The organism is Cellulomonas gilvus ATCC 13127 (assembly GCF_000218545.1).
Lineage (GTDB): Bacteria > Actinomycetota > Actinomycetes > Actinomycetales > Cellulomonadaceae > Cellulomonas > Cellulomonas gilvus.
On record NC_015671.1, the window covers coordinates 2,078,957 to 2,097,762 of the forward strand.

The window sequence follows — 18,806 nt, forward strand, 5'->3', positions numbered from 1 at the left end:
ACCGCTCAGATGTTGAAGCCGAGCGCGCGCATCTGCTCGCGGCCGTCGGACGTGATCTTCTCCGGGCCCCACGGCGGCATCCACACCCAGTTGATGCGGAAGCCGTCGACCAGGCCGTCGAGCGCCTGCGCCGACTGGTCCTCGATGACGTCGGTCAGCGGGCAGGCCGCGGACGTGAGCGTCATGTCGATGACCGCGGTGTTCTGCTCGAGCATGATCCCGTACACGAGGCCGAGGTCGACGACGTTGATCCCGAGCTCGGGGTCGATCACGTCGCGCATCGCCTCCTCGACGTCCGCGACGGTCGTCGGTGACGGAGTGGTGGGCGTGGTCATGCGTCCTCCCGGGAACCGGTCTTGATCAGGGCGTCGTTCAACGCGACCCAGCCGAGCAGGGCGCACTTGACGCGTGCGGAGTACTTGCCGACGCCGGTGAACGCCGCGGCGTCGCCGAGGGCCTCCTGCTCGTCGTCGTCGTCCAGGCCCGCGCCGCGGGACTGCATGAGGGCCCGGAACGAGCCCGCGAGCCCGTCCACGGTCGGCAGCGGCTGGTCGAGCACCAGGTCGTGCAGCACGGAGACCGAGGCCTGCGAGATCGAGCAGCCCTGGCCCTCCCAGCGCAGCCCGCGCACCACACCGGCGTCGTCGACGTCGACCTGCAGCGTCACCTCGTCGCCGCACGTCGGGTTGACCTGGTGCGACTCGCCCGTGCGGGCGCCCTCGGCAGCGCCGCCCAGGCCCCGCCCGTGCGGGTGCTTGGCGTGGTCCAGGATCACCTGCTGGTACAACTGCTCCATCGAGCTGGTCATGCCACTCCCTCGCGGGTCACGTCGTCCGTCAGACCGAAGAACGCGCGCACCCCCGCCAGCGCTTCCCGGAACACGGCGACCTCGTCGAGCGTCGTGTAGATCGCGGCGCTCGCGCGCGCGGTGGCAGCGACGCCGAACCGTCGGTGCAGCGGCTGCGCGCAGTGGTGACCCACGCGCACCGCGACGCCCGCGTCGTCGAGCACCTGGCCGACGTCGTGCGCGTGCACGCCGTCGACCACGAAGGACACCGCAGCGAGCCGGTCACGCGTGTCGAGCGGGCCGATCACCCGGACGCCCGGCACGGAGGCGACCGCCTCGAGCAGCGCGGCCGCGATCTGCGCCTCGTGCTCCGCGACCGCGGCCATGCCCAGGTCGGACAGGTACGTGGCGGCCGCACCCATCGCGACGGCCTGCGACACCATCTGCGTGCCCGCCTCGAACCGCTGCGGCGGCGGCGCGTACGTGGTCGCCTCCATGGTCACGACCTCGACCATCGAGCCGCCCGTGGTGACGGGCGGCATGGCCTCGAGCAGCTCCCGGCGCCCGTACAGCGCCCCGACGCCCGTGGGTGCCAGCATCTTGTGGCCCGAGAACGCCGCGAAGTCGACGCCGAGGGCGTGCAGGTCCACGGGCAGGTGCGGCACCGACTGGCACGCGTCCAGCACCGTCAGCGCACCCACCTCGCGCGCCCGCGCGACGAACGCCGCGACGTCGGTCACGGCGCCGGTGACGTTGGACGCGTGCGTGAACGCGAGCACCCGCGTGCGGTCGGTGACCACGGTCGCGAGCTCGTCGGTACGGAGCCGGCCGTCGTCGGTGACACCGATCCAGCGCAGCGTCGCACCCGTGCGCGCCGCGAGCTCCTGCCACGGCACCAGGTTCGCGTGGTGCTCGGCCTCGGTGACGACGATCTCGTCGCCCGGGGCGAGCGCGAACCGGCGTGCGGCTGCTCCCCCGCGGCCCGCGGTCGCGTTCGAGAGCGCGTACGCCACCAGGTTGATGCCGGCCGTGGCGTTCGTCGTCCAGACGATCTCGCCGGGCGACGCGCCGACGAAGGCCGCGACGCGCGCCCGCGCGTCCTCGAACGCCTCGGTCGCCTCCTCGGCGAGCTGGTGCGCACCGCGGTGCACCGCGGCGTTGCGCTGCAGGTAGAAGTCCTGCTCGGCGTCCAGGACGACGTCGGGCTTCTGCGACGTCGCACCCGAGTCGAGGTAGACCAGCGGGCGTCCGTCGCGCAGCGTGCGCGCGAGCAGCGGGAAGTCCGCCCGCACGGCCGCGAGCTCCGCGGCCTGGAGAGTCGTGCTCACTGCGGTCCCCTCGATCCGGCGTGGGTGAGGACCGATGCCCTCACCCACGCGCAGCAGGTCGGTTCAGGCCTGGGCCAGGTAGCGGTCGTAGCCCTCGTTCTCGAGGCGCTCGGCGAGCTCCGGGCCGCCCTCCTCGGCGATCCGGCCGTCGACGAAGACGTGCACGAAGTCCGGGGTGATGTAGCGCAGGATGCGCGTGTAGTGCGTGATGAGCAGCACGCCCACCTCGGTGCTCGAGCGCACGCGGTTCACGCCCTCCGAGACGATGCGCAGCGCGTCGACGTCGAGGCCGGAGTCCGTCTCGTCGAGGATCGCGATGCGCGGCTTGAGCAGCTCCATCTGCAGGATCTCGTGGCGCTTCTTCTCACCGCCCGAGAACCCCTCGTTGACGGACCGCTCCGAGAACGCCGCGTCCATGCGCAGGTTCTCCATCGCGCCCTTGACGTCCTTGACCCACGTGCGCAGCGGCGGGGCCTGGCCGTCGATCGCCGTCTTCGCGGTGCGCAGGAAGTTCGAGACCGACACGCCCGGCACCTCGACCGGGTACTGCATCGCCAGGAACATGCCGGCGCGCGCACGCTCGTCGACGGACATCGCCAGGACGTCCTCGCCGTCGAGCAGCACGGTGCCGTCGGTGATCTGGTACTTGGGGTGGCCGGCCAGCGAGTAGGCCAGCGTCGACTTGCCCGAGCCGTTCGGGCCCATGATCGCGTGCGTCTCGCCGCTGTTCACGGTCAGGTCCACACCGCGCAGGATGGGCTTGGGGCCCTCCTTGGTCTCGACGCTGACGTGCAGGCCGCGGATCTCCAGGGTGGTCATGCGGGGTTGCTCCTAGTCAGGGGGGTCTAGAGGGTCCGGTCGACGTCGACGAGCACGCGCTCGCCGTCCAGCGTGACCGGGTAGACGGGGACCGGGGTGACGGCCGGCGGGCCGAGCGGCTTGCCGCTGCGCAGGTCGAACCGCGACCCGTGCAGCCAGCACTCGATCGTGCAGCCCTCGACCTCGCCGTCGGACAGCGAGACGGCGCCGTGCGAGCAGATGTCGCTGATCGCGTGCAGCTCGCCGTCGTCGTCGCGCACCAGCGCGACCTCGACGGTGCCCGTCTCGGCCTCGAGCTCGACGCGCAGCGTGCCGCCCGTCGGGACGTCCGAGGCGTAGCAGGCGAGCTGTGCGGTCATGCGCTCGTCCCGGCGGGCGTGGTGCCGGCACCCGGGGCCTGGTCGAGCACCGACATCGCACCCTCGAGCTCGGACTCGATGGCCGCGATGAGCCGCTCCTCGACCTCCGGCACGCCGATCTCGTGCACGAGCTCGGCGAAGAAGCCGCGCACCACGAGCCGGCGTGCGTCGGGCTCGGGGATGCCGCGCGCGCGCAGGTAGAACAGCTGCTCGTCGTCGAAGCGACCCGTCGCGGACGCGTGGCCCGCACCCTCGATGAGCCCGGTCTCGATCTCCAGGTTCGGCACCGAGTCGGCGCGCGCACCGTCGGTGAGCACCAGGTTGCGGTTGAGCTCGTACGTGTCGGTGCCCTCGGCCGCCGCGCGGATCAGCACGTCGCCCACCCACACCGTGTGCGCGCCCGCGCCCTGGAGCGCGCCCTTGTACGTCACCCGGCTCACGCAGCTCGGGACCGCGTGGTCCACGAACAGCCGGTGCTCCTGGTGCTGCTCCGCGTCCGCGAAGTACAGCCCGAGCATGGTGACCGAACCGCCCTCGCCCGCGAACTCGGCGTCGGGCGTCACGCGGACGACGTCGCCGCCGAGCGTCACGACGATGTGCTTGACCGTCGCGTCGCGGCCGACCTTGAGCCGGTGCGACGCCGCGTGCACCGAGCCGTCGGCCCAGTCGTGCACGGAGACGACCGTCAGGTGCGCACCGTCCTCGGCCACGATCTCGACCGTCTCGGTGAGCGCGGCGTGCCCGACGTGGTCGATCACGACCGTGCCCTGCGCCATGGCCTCGGCCCGGATCACCAGGTGGGCCGCGCTCGGCTCGAGCGGCGCCCCGGCGGTGCCCGCACCCTCGACGCCCTCGACGCGCACGGAGGTGACCTTGGAGGACACCGACTCGCGCGGCAGCGTGACGAGCGTCGCGCGCGGCGCGGACGCCCACGCGACTGCGGCGGTGCGGTCGCCGGGCTTGCCGACGACGCCCAGGCGCGCGTCACCGCGGTCGACGATCTCGACCGAGACCTCGGGCGACTCGACGACGGTCGTGAGCACGCCGTGCCCGTCCAGCACGCCGTCCGTCCCCGCGGCGAACAGCGGGGCCAGACGCGCGACGGGCGCGAACCGCCACTCCTCCTCGCGTCCCGTGGGGACGGGGAAGTCCGCGACGTCGAAGGACGTGCGGCGCTCGGCGCGCGAGGCCTCGGGCACCGCGGCGGGCGGCCGGACGCTGTGCGTGTGCGCGCCGTCCGCGGTGGCGCGCGAGTGGTCGGTGGACAGCCCCGACTCGTTCGTGGTGGTCGTCATCAGCCGACGGCCCCTTCCATCTGCAGCTCGATGAGGCGGTTCAGCTCGAGGGCGTACTCCATGGGCAGCTCGCGCGCGATGGGCTCGACGAACCCGCGCACGATCATGGCCATGGCCTCGGTCTCCGGCATGCCTCGGGACATGAGGTAGAACAGCTGGTCCTCGCTCACGCGCGAGACCGTGGCCTCGTGCCCCATCGACACGTCGTCCTCGCGGACGTCGACGTACGGGTAGGTGTCGGAGCGGGAGATCTGGTCGACGAGCAGCGCGTCGCACAGCACGTTGCTCGCGGAGTGCGCCGCACCCTCGAGGATCTGCACCAGGCCGCGGTAGGACGTCCGCCCACCACCGCGCGCGACCGACTTCGAGACGATCGACGACGACGTGTGGGGCGCCGCGTGCACCATCTTCGAGCCCGCGTCCTGGTGCTGGCCCTCGCCCGCGAACGCGATCGAGAGCGTCTCGCCGCGGGCGTGCTCACCCATGAGGTAGATCGCGGGGTACTTCATGGTGACCTTGGAGCCGATGTTGCCGTCGACCCACTCCATGGTCGCGCCCTCGGCCGCGGTCGCCCGCTTGGTGACGAGGTTGTACACGTTGTTCGACCAGTTCTGGATGGTCGTGTACCGGACCCGCGCGTTCTTCTTGACGATGATCTCGACGACCGCGGAGTGCAGCGAGTCCGACGAGTACACGGGCGCGGTGCAGCCCTCGACGTAGTGCACGTACGAGCCCTCGTCGGCGATGATCAGCGTGCGCTCGAACTGGCCCATGTTCTCGGTGTTGATGCGGAAGTAGGCCTGCAGCGGGATCTCGACGTGCACGCCCGGCGGCACGTAGACGAACGACCCGCCGGACCAGACCGCGGTGTTGAGCGACGCGAACTTGTTGTCGCCCGGCGGGATGACCGAGCCGAAGTACTGCTCGAAGATCTCGGGGTGCTCGCGCAGGCCCGTGTCGGTGTCCAGGAAGATGACGCCCTGCTCCTCGAGCGACTCCTGGATCTGGTGGTAGACCACCTCGGACTCGTACTGCGCGGCGACGCCGGCCACGAGGCGCTGCTTCTCCGCCTCGGGGATGCCCAGACGGTCGTACGTGTTCTTGATGTCCTCGGGCAGGTCGTCCCAGCTGGCCGCCTGCTTCTCGGTGGACCGCACGAAGTACTTGATGTTGTCGAAGTCGATGCCCGACAGGTCCGCGCCCCACCAGGGCATGGGCTTCTTGTCGAACATGCGCAGCGACTTGAGCCGCGTCTTGAGCATCCACTCGGGTTCGTTCTTGAGCCGCGAGATCTCGCGGACGACGTCCTCGGACAGGCCGCGCCGTGCCGTGGCGCCCGCGGTGTCCGTGTCGTGCCAGCCGTAGTTGTAGCTGCCGATCGAGGCGATCGCCTCGTCCTGCGTCATCGGCTGTGCCGGGTCCTGCGTGGGTGCACTCATGCGATCGTTCCTTCCGGGGCGAGCACAGGGGGGTTCGTCGTCGTGGGTGTGCGGTGACCTCGGGTGCGGGCGACCGGGATGTTCGTGGTGCACACGTGGCCCCCGCGCGCGAGCGTGGCCAGGCGCTGCACGTGGACGCCGAGCAGGCGCGAGAACGCGCGCGCCTCGGCGTCGCACAGCTGCGGGAACTCGTGCGCGACGTCCTGCACCGGGCAGTGGCCCTGGCACAGCTGCACGGCGTGCGTCCCGGGCACGGGGCGGGCCGAGGCCGCGTAGCCGTCCTCCGAGAGCGCACGCGCGAGCGCCTCGGTCCGGGCCGCGACGTCGTCCTCGGCGACGTCGCGCAGACGTGCCGCGAGCCGCTGCTCGAGCTCGGCCACGCGCTGCTCGGCGAACCCGGCGACCGCGTCGGCCCCCGCGGTGTCGGCCAGGTAGCGCAGCGCCTGCGCGGCGATCTCCGCATAGCGGTGCGAGAGCGCGGACTGCCCGTTGGTGGTCACCACGTAGCGGCGCGCGGGCCGGCCGCGGCGCACGGGGCCGACCTCGGCGCCGTCGTGCACCGCGATCTGGTCGGTGCTCTCCAGCACGCCGAGGTGACGACGGATCGCGGCGGGCGTCAGGTCGAGACGCGTGGCCAGGTCGGCCGCGCTGATCGGGCCCTGTCCGGCCACGATCTGCAGCACACGCTGACGCGTGCCCGCGTCGTGCGACGAGTCCGCCGTGGCGTCGGGCGCGAGCGGCGTGACGGGCAGCATCCCGCTCATCCCACCTCCCGGAACCGGCGACGGCCCCGGCGACCACCGGGGCACTCGTATATCGGCAACATGGTTGTTGCCGAATTCGTTCCGCGCAAGGAAGGCTTGCCTTCGCGCGGCATCCGTCGGCGTGACGTCGCTCACCGGGGAGGGGCACCTAGATGTTGTGGCTCATGAGGTTGGTGACGCGGCTGGGGGTGTGAGGGAGGGGTAGGCCCCGGCGGCAGGATGGAAGTGCGACCAACCAACTGCTGCGCGAAGGACCTACCCCTCGATGAGCCACGCTAACGCCCCGTTCACCCCCGAAGGGCGGCTGCGGCTCGTGCGCCGCTGCGCCCACCGACCGATCGCTCACGTCGCTGCCGAGGCGGGCATCTCTCGGCAGTGCCTGTCGAAGTGGAAGGCCCGGTTCGACGAGTTGGGCGAGGTCGGGCTGGCCGACCGGGCGAGTGTCCCTCACGCGTCCCCGACCCAGCTCGAGCCCGACCTGGTCGCGTTGATCGAGACGTGGCGCCGGGAGCACAAGTGGTCGGCCCGGGCGATCCACCTCGAGCTGGTCCGCCGCGGGCACCAGGTCTCGGTCGCGACCGTCGGGCGGTGGCTGGTCCGCCTGGGCATCAGCCGGCGCCGCGACATCGACCCCGACGGGTCGATGAACCGCACCGCGGGCCGCATCACCGCCCGCTACCCCGGTCACATGGTCCATCTGGACGTCAAGAAGGTCGGGCGCATCCCCGATGGCGGCGGCTGGCGCGCTCACGGGCGCGGCTCAGCGGCGGACAAGGCCGCCCAGCGGGCCAAGACCAAGGGCGCCCGCGCCGGCTACGTCTACCTGCACTCCGCCGTCGACGGCTTCTCCCGACTGGCCTACACCGAGCACCTGCCCGACGAGAAGGCAGCGACCACGATCGGGTTCTTCTGCCGGGCACGGGCGTTCTTCGCCGCCCACGGCATCAACCGGCTGGTCCGGGTGGTCACCGACAACGGCGCGAACTACACCGCCAAGGCGTTCACCCGGACGGTGACCGCGTTCGCCTCGCGTCACCAGCGGATCCGTCCGCACACTCCCCGGCACAACGGCAAGGTCGAGAGATACAACCGGATCCTGGCCGAGGAACTCCTCTACGCCCGCATCTGGACCTCCGAGGCCGAGCGGGCCGCAGCGATCAAGATCTGGAACGTCCACTACAACTACCATCGCTGCCACACCGCCGCCGGCAACCAGCCCCCGGCCTCACGCCTCCACGCAGGCGTCACCAACCTCATGAGCCGGAACACCTAGACTCGTCGTCCGTGCCCGCCTCCCCCGTCGTCGAGCACGCCGTCGAGATCGCGGGTCTCGTCAAGCGCTACGACGACCGCGCCGTCGTCGACGGCCTCGACCTGGCCGCCCGCCCCGGGCAGGTGACCGCCGTGCTCGGCCCCAACGGCGCCGGCAAGACCACGACCATCGAGTGCGCCGAAGGGCTGCGCCGACCCGATGCGGGGCGTGTCCGCGTGCTCGGGCTGGACCCGTGGACCGACGCACGCGAGCTGCGTCCCCGCGTGGGCGTCATGCTGCAGGACGGCGGCCTGCCCACCGGCGTGCCCGCGGCGCAGATGCTCGAGCACGTCGCGCGCATGTACGCCGACCCCCGGCCGTTGGCCGAGCTCACGGACCGGCTCGGCCTCGCCTCGTTCGCGCGGACCACGGTGCGGCGGCTCTCGGGCGGCCAGCGGCAACGGCTCGCGCTGGCCGCGGCGGTCGTCGGACGGCCGCAGGTCGCGTTCCTCGACGAGCCGAGCGCAGGGATGGACCCGCAGTCGCGCCACGCGGTCTGGGAGCTCGTGCGCGAGCTGCGCGACGAGGGCGTCGCGGTGGTGCTCACCACGCACCTGATGGACGAGGCCGAGGACCTGGCCGACCACGTGGTCGTCGTCGACCACGGGCACGTGATCGCGCAGGGCTCGGTGCGTGAGCTGGTCGCGTCCGCGCAGGACCGCACGCTGCGGCTGGACGCACCGCCCGCGCTCGACGTCGCCGCGCTCGCCGACGCGGTCACGCCGGCGGGAGGGCCGCGACCCGTGGTCGCCGAGGTGACGCCCGGCTCCTACACCGTCGTCGGTGCGGTCGGCCCCGCGACCGTGGCCGCGCTCACCGCCTGGCTGGCCGCGCAGGACGTGCTGGCGACGCGCGTCACGGTCGGCCGGCGCACGCTCGAGGACGTCTTCCTCGACCTCACCGGACGGGAGCTGCGATGACGACCGGTGCGGACCGCCCGGCGGTGGGCACGCACGCCGGCGCCGCACCCACGGCGCGACGCATCGCCGCGCAGACCGCGTTCGAGGCGCGCGCGATCCTCCGCAACGGCGAGCAGCTGCTCGTGACGGTCGTCGTCCCCGTGCTCGCGCTGATCGCGCTGGTCCAGGTCGAGTCGCTCGACGTGGACACCGGCGGGCTGCGACGCATCGACTTCTTCGCGCCCGGTGTGCTCGCGCTGGCCGTGATGACCTCGTCGTTCACGTCGCAGGCGATCGCCTCGGCGTTCGACCGGCGCAACGGCGTGCTGCGGCTGCTGTCCACCACGCCGCTCGGCCGCGGGGGGCTGATCGCCGGCAAGGTGCTGGGCGTGCTGGTGGTGGAGGTCGTGCAGGTGCTCGTCATCGGCCTGACCGCGGTCGCGCTCGGCTGGCGTCCCGACGCCGCGGGCGTCGGGCTCGCGCTCCTGGCCGTCGCGCTCGGCACCGCGGCGTTCACGTCGCTCGCGCTGCTGGTCGCCGGGACGCTGCGCGCCGAGGCCGTGCTCGCGGTCGCCAACCTGGCCCTGCTGCTCCTGGCTCTCGCGGGGGGCGTCGTCGTGCCCGCCGACCGGCTGCCCGGCGCGCTGCAGCACGTCGCGGTGCTGCTGCCCTCGGGCGCGCTGGGCGAGGCGATGCGCGGTGCGTTCCAGCACGGCGCGATGCCCGCGTGGTCGGTCGTCGTGCTGGTCGGCTGGACCGCCGCGCTGGGCTGGGGCGCGACGCGGCTGTTCCGCTGGCACTGAGGTCGACGACGCGTGCGCCGGCCCGTCGCCGCGGACAGAGGTCACACCCGTGACGGCCGACGAGGGACGGGTCGCCGCCTAGGCTGGGCGCCGTGACCGCGCCGCACGCCGCCCCGCCCGCCGCACCCTCCGGACCCCGCTCGCCGGCGGCGCGCGCACGGGACGCGCTGGTCGGGCTGTGGCGGCGCGTGAGCGGCTGGTTGAGAGGCCACGCGCGAGGCGTGCTGGTGGTGAACCTGATCACGCAGGTCGCGATCGTCGGGACGGGCGGCGCCGTGCGCCTCACGGGCTCGGGGCTCGGCTGCTCGACCTGGCCGCAGTGCGAGCCGGGCACGTTCGTGCCGCGCCTGCACGACGCGATGACGTACCACCCGTTCGTCGAGTTCGGGAACCGGCTCATGACGTTCGTGCTGGCTGCCGCGGCGGTCGCGGTCGCGGTCGTCGTGTGGCCGGACCGGACGCGCAGCACGGCCTACCGCCGGCTGGGCTGGGTCCCGCTCGCCGGCGTCGCGGCCCAGGCCGTGATCGGCGGCGTGCTCGTGCGCCTCGAGCTCCCGCCGATCCTCGTCTCGTTCCACTTCCTGGTGTCGATGGTGCTGGTCGCGCTGTCGCTCGTGCTGCTGCACCGTTCGACCGAGGGTGACGGCCCGCCGCGCGTGGTCGTCGACCCCGTCACACGCGTCGCCGCGCACGTGCTCGTCGCGCTGCTCGTCGTGGTGCTCGTGCTGGGCACCCTGACCACCGGTGCGGGCCCGCACTCGGGCGACGACGAGGTGGGCTACCGGCTCGCGGTCGACCCGATGCTCATGGCGATGATCCACGCGGCGTCCGTGTGGGCGTTCACCGCGGTGCTGCTCGCCGTGCTGTGGCGCGTGCGCGGCGCCGCGGGGACGCCCGCGCTGCGTCGCGCCGCGTGGACGCTGCTGGCGCTGGGTGCGCTCCAGGGGGCCATCGGGTACGTGCAGACCGCGACCGGCCTGCCGATCGCGCTGGTCAACCTGCACCTGATCGGCGCGGCGCTGCTCACGGCGGGCACCATGCGGGTCTGGCTCGGCACCCGGGAGCGCATCGCCTGATCCCGCCGTGCCTCGGCCGTCGGAAACTCCTTGCCCGTGTGTCGGAGGTCACATCTAGAGTCGCGGCATGACCGACGAGCACCCGCACCAGCACCGCGCCGGCGCGCAGGCACCCCCGCAGGACGGCCCCCCGGCCGTCGTCGCGCGAGGCCTGGTCAAGCGCTACAAGGACGTCACCGCGCTCGCGGGAGTCGACCTCACCGTCACGTCGGGGACCGTGCTGGGCCTGCTCGGGCCCAACGGCGCCGGCAAGACGACCGTCGTCCGCATCCTCACCACTCTCCTGCGGCCCGACGAGGGCACCGCGCACGTCTCGGGGATCGACGTGCTGCGGGACCCGCGCGCCGTGCGGCGCAGGATCGGGCTGTCGGGCCAGTACGCCGCGGTCGACGAGTACCTCACGGGCTTCGAGAACCTCGAGATGATCGGGCGGCTCTACCACCTGGGCAAGGTGCGCGCGCGTGAGCGGGCGCGCGAGCTGCTCGCGCAGTTCCGGCTCGAGGACGCGGCCGACCGTCCGTCCCGCACGTACTCCGGCGGCATGCGTCGGCGGCTCGACCTGGCGGGCGCTCTCGTCGCACGGCCGCCGGTGATCTTCCTCGACGAGCCGACCACGGGCCTCGACCCGCGCGGCCGGGCCGACATGTGGGCGGTCATCCAGACGCTGGTCGCGAACGGCACCACGCTGCTGCTGACGACGCAGTACCTCGAGGAGGCCGACGTGCTCGCGGACGAGATCGTCGTGATCGACCACGGCAAGGTCATCGCGCAGGGCACCGCGGACCAGCTCAAGCTCCAGGTCGGCGGCGAGCGCCTCGAGCTCACGGTCGCGGACGGCAGCACGCTCGAGCAGGCCCGCACGCTGCTCGAGCCGCTGGGGGTCGGCCACGCGACGGTGGACGCCGCTCGGCGCTCGCTGCTCATGCCCGTCACCGGCGGGGTCGGCACGCTCACCGACGGGCTCCGCCTGCTCGACGACGCGGGCATCGCGCTCGACGACGTGGGCCTGCGCAGACCCACGCTCGACGACGTCTTCCTCACGCTCACTGGCCGCCCGGCGGACGACGCGGCCCCGACGAACGGAGCGGCCTGATGCCCATGCCCACGGTGCTCAGCGACGCGCACGTCGTCGCGCGGCGCAACATCATCAAGATCAAGCGCGTCCCGGACCTGCTGGTCTTCACGACGCTCTCGCCGATCATGTTCGTGCTGCTGTTCGCGTACGTGTTCGGCGGTGCGATCCAGGTGCCGGGCGGCGCCGACCCGGACGCCTACCGCGAGTTCCTCATGGCAGGGATCTTCGCCCAGACCGTGATCTTCGGCGCGACGATCACCGGCGCCGGACTCGCGGAGGACATCAAGAAGGGCATCATCGACCGGTTCCGGTCCCTGCCGATGGCACCGTCGGCCGTCCTGACCGGCCGCACGCTGTCCGACGTCGTCAACAACGTCATCGTGCTGGTCGTGATGTCCCTGACCGGTCTGCTGGTGGGCTGGAGCATCCACAGCTCGTTCGGCGAGGCGGTGCTCGGCTTCACGCTGCTCATCGTGTTCGCCTACGCGATCTCCTGGATGATGGCGTGGCTGGGCATGCTCGTGCCGAGCGTCGAGGTGTTCAACAACGCCACGTTCATCGTGATCTTCCCGCTCACGTTCGTGGCGAACACGTTCGTCCCGCTCGAGTCGCTGCCCAAGGTGCTGCAGACGTTCGCCGAGTGGAACCCGGTCTCGGCCGTCACCCAGGCGTCGCGTGAGCTGTTCGGGAACATCCCGCCGCAGGTGCCGGAGCCGACCTCGTGGCCGCTGCAGAACGCCGAGCTCTACACCGCGATCTGGGCCGTGCTGATCCTGCTGGTCTTCATCCCGATCGCGAACGCGCAGTACCGCCGCAGCACGAGCCGCTGACCGCGACGCGAAGGGCCGGTGCCACGGCACCGGCCCTTCGCCATCGTTCACCTCGGACTACAGCGCGACCTGCTCGAGCGTGGACCAGCCCCGTGCGCGGGCCGCGGCGGCCGCCAGGACGCCGATCGTCGTGGTCGGGCTCGCGAACCGGTCACCCAGCACGCCCGCGACCGCCTCGTCGAGCGGCACCCACACCGGCACCATCGCGGCCTCCTCGTCCGTGCGGGCGAACCGCTCGGCCTCGGGGACCGGCGTGAGATCCCGCGCCAGGAACACCGTGATGTGCTCGGACGATCCCCCGGGTGTCGTGAAGAACTCGACGAGCCGCCACCACCGGCCGGCCACCAGGTCCGCCTCCTCGGCGAGCTCGCGGGCCGCGGCCAGGACGGCCGGCTCCCCCGCGACGTCCAGGAGCCCCGCGGGGGGCTCCCACAGCACGTGCCGCGCCGGGTGGCGGTACTGCGAGAGCAGCAGCACCCGGTCCTCGTCGTCGAGCGCGATCACCGCGACCGCGCCGGTGTGCGCCACGTACTCACGCACCACCTGGGTGTCGCCGAGATCGACCACGTCACGCGCGAGGTCCCACACGCGGCCGCGGTAGACGACCTCGTGCTCGAGCACGTCACGGGACGTCGCGACGTCCCGCGGGTCGGCCGGGGGCACGCTCAGCCCTCGTCCTGCCGCGCGAGCGCGGCACCCACGAGCCCCGCGAACAGCGGGTGCGCGCGGTTCGGACGGGACTTGAACTCCGGGTGCGCCTGCGTCGACACGTAGTAAGGGTGCACGTCGCGCGGCAGCTCGACGAACTCGACCAGCGAGGTGTCGGGCGAGACGCCCGAGATCACCAGGCCGGCGCCCTCGAGCTGCTCGCGGTAGGAGTTGTTGACCTCGTACCGGTGGCGGTGCCGCTCGCTGATGCGCGTGGCCCCGTACGCCTCGGCGACCACGGAACCCGGCGTCAGCAGCGCGTCGTACGCGCCCAGCCGCATGGTGCCGCCCAGGTCCCCGGCGCCGCCCACGATCGCCCGCTGCTCGGCCATGGTGGCGATCACCGGGTGCGCGGGGTTGTCGTCGAACTCCGAGGAAGACGCACCCTCGAGGCCCAGCACCGTGCGCGCGTACTCGATCACCATGCACTGCAGGCCCAGGCAGATGCCGAGCGTCGGCACCAGGTTCTCGCGGGCCCAGCGCAGCGCGCCGAGCTTGCCCTCGATGCCGCGGACACCGAAGCCACCGGGCACGAGCACCGCGTCGACACCCTCGAGCGCGGAGCGCGCGCCGTCGGGCGTCTGGCAGTCGTCGGACGTGACCCACCGGATCACGACCTTCGCATCGTGGTGGAAGCCACCCGCACGCAGCGCCTCGGTCACCGAGAGGTACGCGTCGGGCAGGTCGATGTACTTGCCGACGAGCGCGATCTCCACGCGGTGCGCGGGCTGGTGGACGCGCTCGAGCAGCTCGTCCCACCCGCTCCAGTCGACGTCCCGGAACGGCAGTCCCAGTCGCTGCACGGCGTAGGCGTCGAGGCCCTCGGCGTGCAGCACACGCGGGATGTCGTAGATGCTCGGCGCGTCCTTCGCCGTGACCACACCCTCGACGTCGACGTCGCAGAACAGCGCGATCTTGCGCTTGATGCTGTCCGGCACGTCGCGGTCGGCACGCAGCACGATCGCGTCCGGCTGGATGCCGATGTTCCGCAGCGCGGCGACCGAGTGCTGCGTCGGCTTGGTCTTGAGCTCGCCCGACGGGCCGATGTACGGCAGCAGCGAGACGTGCAGGAAGAAGACGTTGTCGCGGCCCAGGTCGTGCCGCACCTGACGGGCGGCCTCGAGGAACGGCAGCGACTCGATGTCGCCGACGGTCCCGCCGATCTCCGTGATGATCACGTCGACCTCGTCGGAGGCCTGCGACCGCATGCGGGACTTGATCTCGTCCGTGATGTGCGGGATGACCTGGACGGTATCCCCCAGGTACTCGCCCCGGCGCTCCTTCGCGATGACCTGCGAGTAGACCTGACCGGTCGTCACGTTGGCCGAGCCCACGAGGTTCACGTCGAGGAACCGCTCGTAGTGGCCGACGTCGAGGTCGGTCTCAGCCCCGTCGTCGGTGACGAACACCTCGCCGTGCTGGAACGGGTTCATCGTCCCGGGATCGACGTTGATGTACGGATCGAGCTTCTGCATCGTGACCCGCAGGCCACGGGAGCGAAGGAGCCGGCCGAGGCTGCTCGCCGTCAGGCCCTTGCCGAGAGAGGATGCAACCCCCCCGGTGACGAAGATGTGCCGGGTCAGGTGGTCCGACCGCCCGGGGAGTCGGTGCGCGCGCTCTGTCACGGGATTCCAGGCTACCCGACGTCCGGACGTCCGCGGTCCGATCCGGGGGTGAGTCGGGACACCTCGTCGTCCGTGGGAGCGTGCGGCACCGGCTCGCGCTCGACGCGCAGCACCGCGAGGACCGTCTGCCGGTCGAGCGTCGCGACCGCGAGCGCCACCACCACGAGCGCGACGACGGCGCCGCCGGCACCCGCGCCGAGGGCCGACAGCACACCGGGTCCGGCCACGTCCTGCGCGGCGTCGGCCACCCAGCGGCCCGCGAGCGCCCCGGCGGACCCGCCGGACACCAGCACCGCCGCCGTGCGCGCGAGCCCGGTCAGGCTCCCCCGCCCGGCCGCGCGGCGCAGCAGCACGAGCGCGGCAGCACCGCCGGTCACCATCCCGAGGCTGCTCGCCGCGCCGATCGCGACCACCGCGGCGTCGCCGGGGACGCGGGCTCGGACCAGCACCACCACCGCGCACGCCATCACGCCCCAGCCCAGGACGTTCGCGAGCACCGCGCTGCGCCCGCGCTCGAGCGCGTACAGCGCACGCGACCCGTGGAACAGGACCGCGAAGCCCGCGAGCCCGGGCATCATCCACGTGAGCGTGAGGCCCATCTGCCGGGCCAGGGGCGCGTCGTGCGCGATCACCGCGAACACGGTGCCGACCGCGGACGCGGCCGCGACCACGACCGCCGCGCCCGCCCCCGCCGCCACGAGCACACCCCGCGTCGTCGCCGCCGCCATGCGGGCGAAGCCGGCGACGTCGCGGCTCGCCGCACGTGCCGCGAGCCGCGGGAACGTCGATGTCGCGAGCGGCACCACGAGCACCGCGTACGGCAGGAGGTAGACCTGCTGCGTGTACAGGAATCGCGTGAACGTGCCGTCGTCGGCGAAGGTCCGCCACGAGGACGCTGCCATCACGACGAGCATCGTGAGCTGCTGGGCCGCGACCGAACCGACTCCCGCGAGCGCGAGCGTGCGCAGCCGTCGCGCGACGCCCGGGGGGAAGCGCAGCGTGGGGCGCAGCCGCACCCCCAGCCGGTGCACCGGCACCAGCATCGGCAGGCACATCGCGGCGACGCCCGCGGTGGTGCCCCACGCCAGGACCTCGAGCGCTCCCGCGCCCAGACCGTCCGGATGGGCCCGCTCACCGTGCGAGAGCGCGCCGTAGACCAGGTAGGTCGCCATGACCACGACCGAGGACAGCACGGGCGCGAACGCGGGCCAGAAGAACCGCTTGTGCGCCTGGAGGACCGCGTACAGCAGCACCGCGACGCCGTACATCGGCACCTGGACGGCGAACACCACGACGAAGTACTGCACGACCCGTGCCTGCTCGGGCGTGCTCGCGAGCGCGTGCGCGAACGGTCCCGAGACGGCCGCGAGCAGCGCGGCCAGCGGCCCCAGGACCAGCAGGGTCCAGCCGAGTGCGCCCGAGGCGGTGCGCTCGACCTCGCGTGCGTCGCCGCGTGCGATCGGACCCGCCAGCAGCGGGATCAGGGCGCCCGCGAGCGCACCCCCGGCGGCGACCTCGAACAGCACGTTGGGCATGATGTTCGCCCAGTTGTACGCGTCGCCGATCGGTCCCGGACCCACCTCGGACGCCTGCAGGAGCCACCGCCCGAAGCCGAGCACCCGGGACAGCACCGTGACCGCGGCGATCATCGCCGCGGCGCCGGCCAGCCCGCCGAGCGCGCGGCGGGCGGCGGGGCTCACCCGTCCGTCGCCGGCGGCCGCACCGGGGTGTGCACGGGTCGACGGCCCCAGCGGTCGATGTCCCGCAGGACGGGGGTCGCCTCGATCACGGACGTGAAGCTCACCTTCTCGCTCGCCACCGTCAGGCCCACCGCCGCGGCCAGCGCCGCCAGGCGGACCGCGCGCGAGCCGGACAGGACCAGCGCCGCGCCCAGCGCGGCACCCAGCGCGTTGGCGCCGCCGTCGCCCAGCATGTCGGTCTCGGCCAGGTCCTGGTCGGCCGCCGCGGACGCGGCGCCGACGACCGCGCCCGCCGCGACGCCGCCGCGTCCGGGCAGCAGCGCGATCGGCGCCGTCACGAGCACGGTCGCCTTGAGCGCACGCCCGGGGCGCAGGTCCAGCAGGTTGACCAGGTTCGCGCTCGCCGCGATCAGCGCGCCCGACGCCAGGACGTCCGCCGACCAGCCGGCCGCGCCACGGCGCCGACCGTCCGGATGCGTGACCGGTGTGGCCACCGCCGCGGCGAGGACCGCGCCGGCGCCGATGCCGAGGACCTTGAGCCCGCCCGTGGTGACCTTGCCGTGCGCGAGCGCGCCCAGATGGCCCCGCAGACCCTTGCGGCGGTCCTCGAGGTCCTCGCCGAGGTCGTCGACGATGCCGAACGCGGCCCCGGCGCCCGTCGCGAGCGCGAGTGCGGCGGCGGCCCGTGCGTCGGGCGCGCACGTCACAGCCCCGGCGAGAACACCGGCCGCGACCGCGGGCCCCTCGAGCATGCTCACGGGCTCACCGCGGTGGTTGGTGCGCAGCCATCGCTCCTGCCCGCCGGGAGCACTCTCCTCGAGCGCGGCACGCGTCAGCGTGGTCGCCGTGCGCCCCAGCAGCGCGGCGACCAGTCGGCGCGCCGCGCTCACCCCTGGGTCCCCGTCGTGGAGTCGGGGTCCGGCGCGTCGCCCTCGTCGCCCGAGGTGTCGTCCTGCTCCTCGACCACCACGGGCGTGCGGTCCACGGGAGTGAGCTCGACCGCGTCCGGGACCAGCGTCTCGCCGTCGCCCGAACCGTAGTGCCCGTTGACGTCACCGATCCGTGCGGCGAGCGCGAGCGGGACCGTGATCTGAGCGCTCGCCAGCTGCACGTCGGACACGGTCGTGAGGGCGCCAGCGAGCGCGTCGTCGCCCAGGACGGCCTGGACGAGCGAGCCCTCGACCCGAGGCCCGTCCGCGAGCACGGCACCCTCGGACAGCTGCTGGGCGGCCGACAGGACCGCGAGCTGCGCCTCGAGCACCGCCGCGCCCGCCTCCGGGGACGGCGTGGCTGCCTCCTCCTGCGCGGACTCGCTCACCGGCACAGCGAGGACCACGAGCGCGTCCGCACCCGTCGTGACGTCCTCCTGCAGCGAGACGAGCGGGTTGTCGCCGCCCGTGAGGATCGCGAGGATGTTCTGCGCGTCGGCGCTCAGCGCATCGGGTGCGGCCGGGTCCGCGCCGGCCAGGCCCTGCACCAGGGTCTGCGCGAGCCGCTCGTCGAGCGTGGCATCCGCCGCGGGGGCCGGGTCGAGGTTCTCCGCGAGCAGGCCCGCGAGCTGGTTCCGGAACGACCGCACGTCCGGGTCGTACCACGCGTCGGTCAGCGTCGCGTGCGCCGTGACCTCGGCTCCCGACTGCGTGAGGCGCTCGTCGACGGCCGTCCGGACGGACTCGTCGACCGCGCCGAGCGCGAGCACCGCGACGCGGCGGCCGGACAGCGAACCGGCCAGCAGCCGCTCCCCGGACGCGTCGATGAAGCCGCGCGCCTCCTGGAGCTCGCCGCTCGTACGGTCCAGCTCGCCGCGCAGCTCGTCCTTCTCGGTGCGCAGCTGCTCGACCTGGCCGGTGAGCGTGTCGCCGATCGTCTCCTTGAGCGGGCCGGCGCCGAGCGCGATGCCCACCGCGAGCGCGAGGAACACGGAGATCAGGGAGACGAGGTGGTAACGGAAGTCGATCACTGCACGAACTTTCGGTCGGCGGGGCGG

19 protein-coding genes are annotated in these 18,806 nt (G+C 73.0%); 6 read left to right on the forward strand and 13 right to left on the reverse strand.

Features of this window, described 5'->3' with window-relative positions; all coding sequences use genetic code 11:
• Positions 1-5 precede the first annotated feature (5 nt).
• From CELGI_RS09660 to CELGI_RS09695, 8 genes are all read right to left on the reverse strand, one after another.
• Positions 6-335 carry a metal-sulfur cluster assembly factor gene (locus tag CELGI_RS09660; RefSeq protein ID WP_013883938.1) on the reverse strand — a complete coding sequence of 110 codons (330 nt, stop codon included), beginning with the start codon at positions 333-335 and terminating at the stop codon, positions 6-8.
• Positions 332-808, reverse strand: a complete 477-nt coding sequence (sufU, locus tag CELGI_RS09665; RefSeq protein WP_013883939.1) for a Fe-S cluster assembly sulfur transfer protein SufU — start codon at positions 806-808, stop codon at positions 332-334. Before sufU ends, CELGI_RS09660 begins: the two co-directional genes overlap by 4 nt.
• A complete protein-coding gene (locus CELGI_RS09670) occupies positions 805-2,115 on the reverse strand; it encodes a SufS family cysteine desulfurase (RefSeq protein WP_013883940.1) in 1,311 nt (436 codons plus the stop codon). The genes sufU and CELGI_RS09670 overlap by 4 nt, the downstream gene beginning before the upstream one ends.
• A 63-nt stretch (positions 2,116-2,178) precedes the next feature.
• A complete protein-coding gene (gene sufC / locus CELGI_RS09675) occupies positions 2,179-2,934 on the reverse strand; it encodes a Fe-S cluster assembly ATPase SufC (protein ID WP_013883941.1) in 756 nt (251 codons plus the stop codon).
• A 26-nt stretch (positions 2,935-2,960) separates the two neighbouring features.
• Complete coding sequence (locus tag CELGI_RS09680) at positions 2,961-3,293, reverse strand: non-heme iron oxygenase ferredoxin subunit (RefSeq protein ID WP_013883942.1); 333 nt, start codon at positions 3,291-3,293, stop codon at positions 2,961-2,963.
• The gene (sufD, locus tag CELGI_RS09685; protein ID WP_013883943.1) at positions 3,290-4,588 is read right to left on the reverse strand and encodes a Fe-S cluster assembly protein SufD; all 1,299 of its coding nucleotides are present in this window, start codon (positions 4,586-4,588) and stop codon (positions 3,290-3,292) included. Before sufD ends, CELGI_RS09680 begins: the two co-directional genes overlap by 4 nt.
• The gene (sufB, locus tag CELGI_RS09690) at positions 4,588-6,027 is read right to left on the reverse strand and encodes a Fe-S cluster assembly protein SufB (RefSeq protein ID WP_013883944.1); all 1,440 of its coding nucleotides are present in this window, start codon (positions 6,025-6,027) and stop codon (positions 4,588-4,590) included. The genes sufD and sufB overlap by 1 nt, the downstream gene beginning before the upstream one ends.
• Positions 6,024-6,791: a helix-turn-helix transcriptional regulator gene (locus CELGI_RS09695; RefSeq protein WP_013883945.1), complete on the reverse strand. Its 768-nt coding sequence runs from the start codon at positions 6,789-6,791 to the stop codon at positions 6,024-6,026. The genes sufB and CELGI_RS09695 overlap by 4 nt, the downstream gene beginning before the upstream one ends.
• A gap of 265 nt (positions 6,792-7,056) precedes the next feature.
• On the opposite strand from CELGI_RS09695, the gene CELGI_RS09700 reads away from it, so the two are divergent.
• From CELGI_RS09700 to CELGI_RS09725, 6 genes are all read left to right on the forward strand, one after another.
• On the forward strand, positions 7,057-8,064 hold the full coding sequence (locus tag CELGI_RS09700) for an IS481 family transposase (protein ID WP_013882418.1): 1,008 nt from the start codon (positions 7,057-7,059) through the stop codon (positions 8,062-8,064).
• Positions 8,065-8,075: 11 nt separating this feature from the next.
• On the forward strand, positions 8,076-9,023 hold the full coding sequence (locus CELGI_RS09705; protein WP_013883946.1) for an ABC transporter ATP-binding protein: 948 nt from the start codon (positions 8,076-8,078) through the stop codon (positions 9,021-9,023).
• A complete protein-coding gene (locus CELGI_RS09710; protein ID WP_013883947.1) occupies positions 9,020-9,805 on the forward strand; it encodes an ABC transporter permease in 786 nt (261 codons plus the stop codon). Before CELGI_RS09705 ends, CELGI_RS09710 begins: the two co-directional genes overlap by 4 nt.
• A 92-nt stretch (positions 9,806-9,897) precedes the next feature.
• The gene (locus CELGI_RS09715; RefSeq protein ID WP_013883948.1) at positions 9,898-10,881 is read left to right on the forward strand and encodes a COX15/CtaA family protein; all 984 of its coding nucleotides are present in this window, start codon (positions 9,898-9,900) and stop codon (positions 10,879-10,881) included.
• Between the two features lie 67 nt (positions 10,882-10,948).
• Positions 10,949-11,974 (forward strand): ATP-binding cassette domain-containing protein, encoded by a 1,026-nt coding sequence (locus CELGI_RS09720; RefSeq protein ID WP_013883949.1) that lies wholly within the window; start codon positions 10,949-10,951, stop codon positions 11,972-11,974.
• Positions 11,974-12,786, forward strand: a complete 813-nt coding sequence (locus CELGI_RS09725) for an ABC transporter permease (RefSeq protein WP_013883950.1) — start codon at positions 11,974-11,976, stop codon at positions 12,784-12,786. Before CELGI_RS09720 ends, CELGI_RS09725 begins: the two co-directional genes overlap by 1 nt.
• A gap of 57 nt (positions 12,787-12,843) precedes the next feature.
• Here CELGI_RS09725 and CELGI_RS09730 read toward each other — a convergent pair whose 3' ends face one another.
• From CELGI_RS09730 to CELGI_RS09750, 5 genes are read right to left on the reverse strand one after another with little or no spacing between them, the layout of a single operon-like run.
• Positions 12,844-13,449 (reverse strand): NUDIX domain-containing protein, encoded by a 606-nt coding sequence (locus tag CELGI_RS09730; protein WP_013883951.1) that lies wholly within the window; start codon positions 13,447-13,449, stop codon positions 12,844-12,846.
• Between the two features lie 2 nt (positions 13,450-13,451).
• Positions 13,452-15,119, reverse strand: coding sequence for a CTP synthase (locus tag CELGI_RS09735; RefSeq protein WP_013883952.1), 1,668 nt, complete (start codon positions 15,117-15,119; stop codon positions 13,452-13,454).
• An 11-nt stretch (positions 15,120-15,130) separates the two neighbouring features.
• Complete coding sequence (gene murJ, locus CELGI_RS09740) at positions 15,131-16,819, reverse strand: murein biosynthesis integral membrane protein MurJ (protein WP_013883953.1); 1,689 nt, start codon at positions 16,817-16,819, stop codon at positions 15,131-15,133.
• Complete coding sequence (locus tag CELGI_RS09745; RefSeq protein WP_013883954.1) at positions 16,816-17,709, reverse strand: hypothetical protein; 894 nt, start codon at positions 17,707-17,709, stop codon at positions 16,816-16,818. Before CELGI_RS09745 ends, murJ begins: the two co-directional genes overlap by 4 nt.
• Positions 17,706-18,779 carry a copper transporter gene (locus tag CELGI_RS09750; RefSeq protein ID WP_013883955.1) on the reverse strand — a complete coding sequence of 358 codons (1,074 nt, stop codon included), beginning with the start codon at positions 18,777-18,779 and terminating at the stop codon, positions 17,706-17,708. The genes CELGI_RS09745 and CELGI_RS09750 overlap by 4 nt, the downstream gene beginning before the upstream one ends.
• Positions 18,780-18,806: the final 27 nt, after the last annotated feature.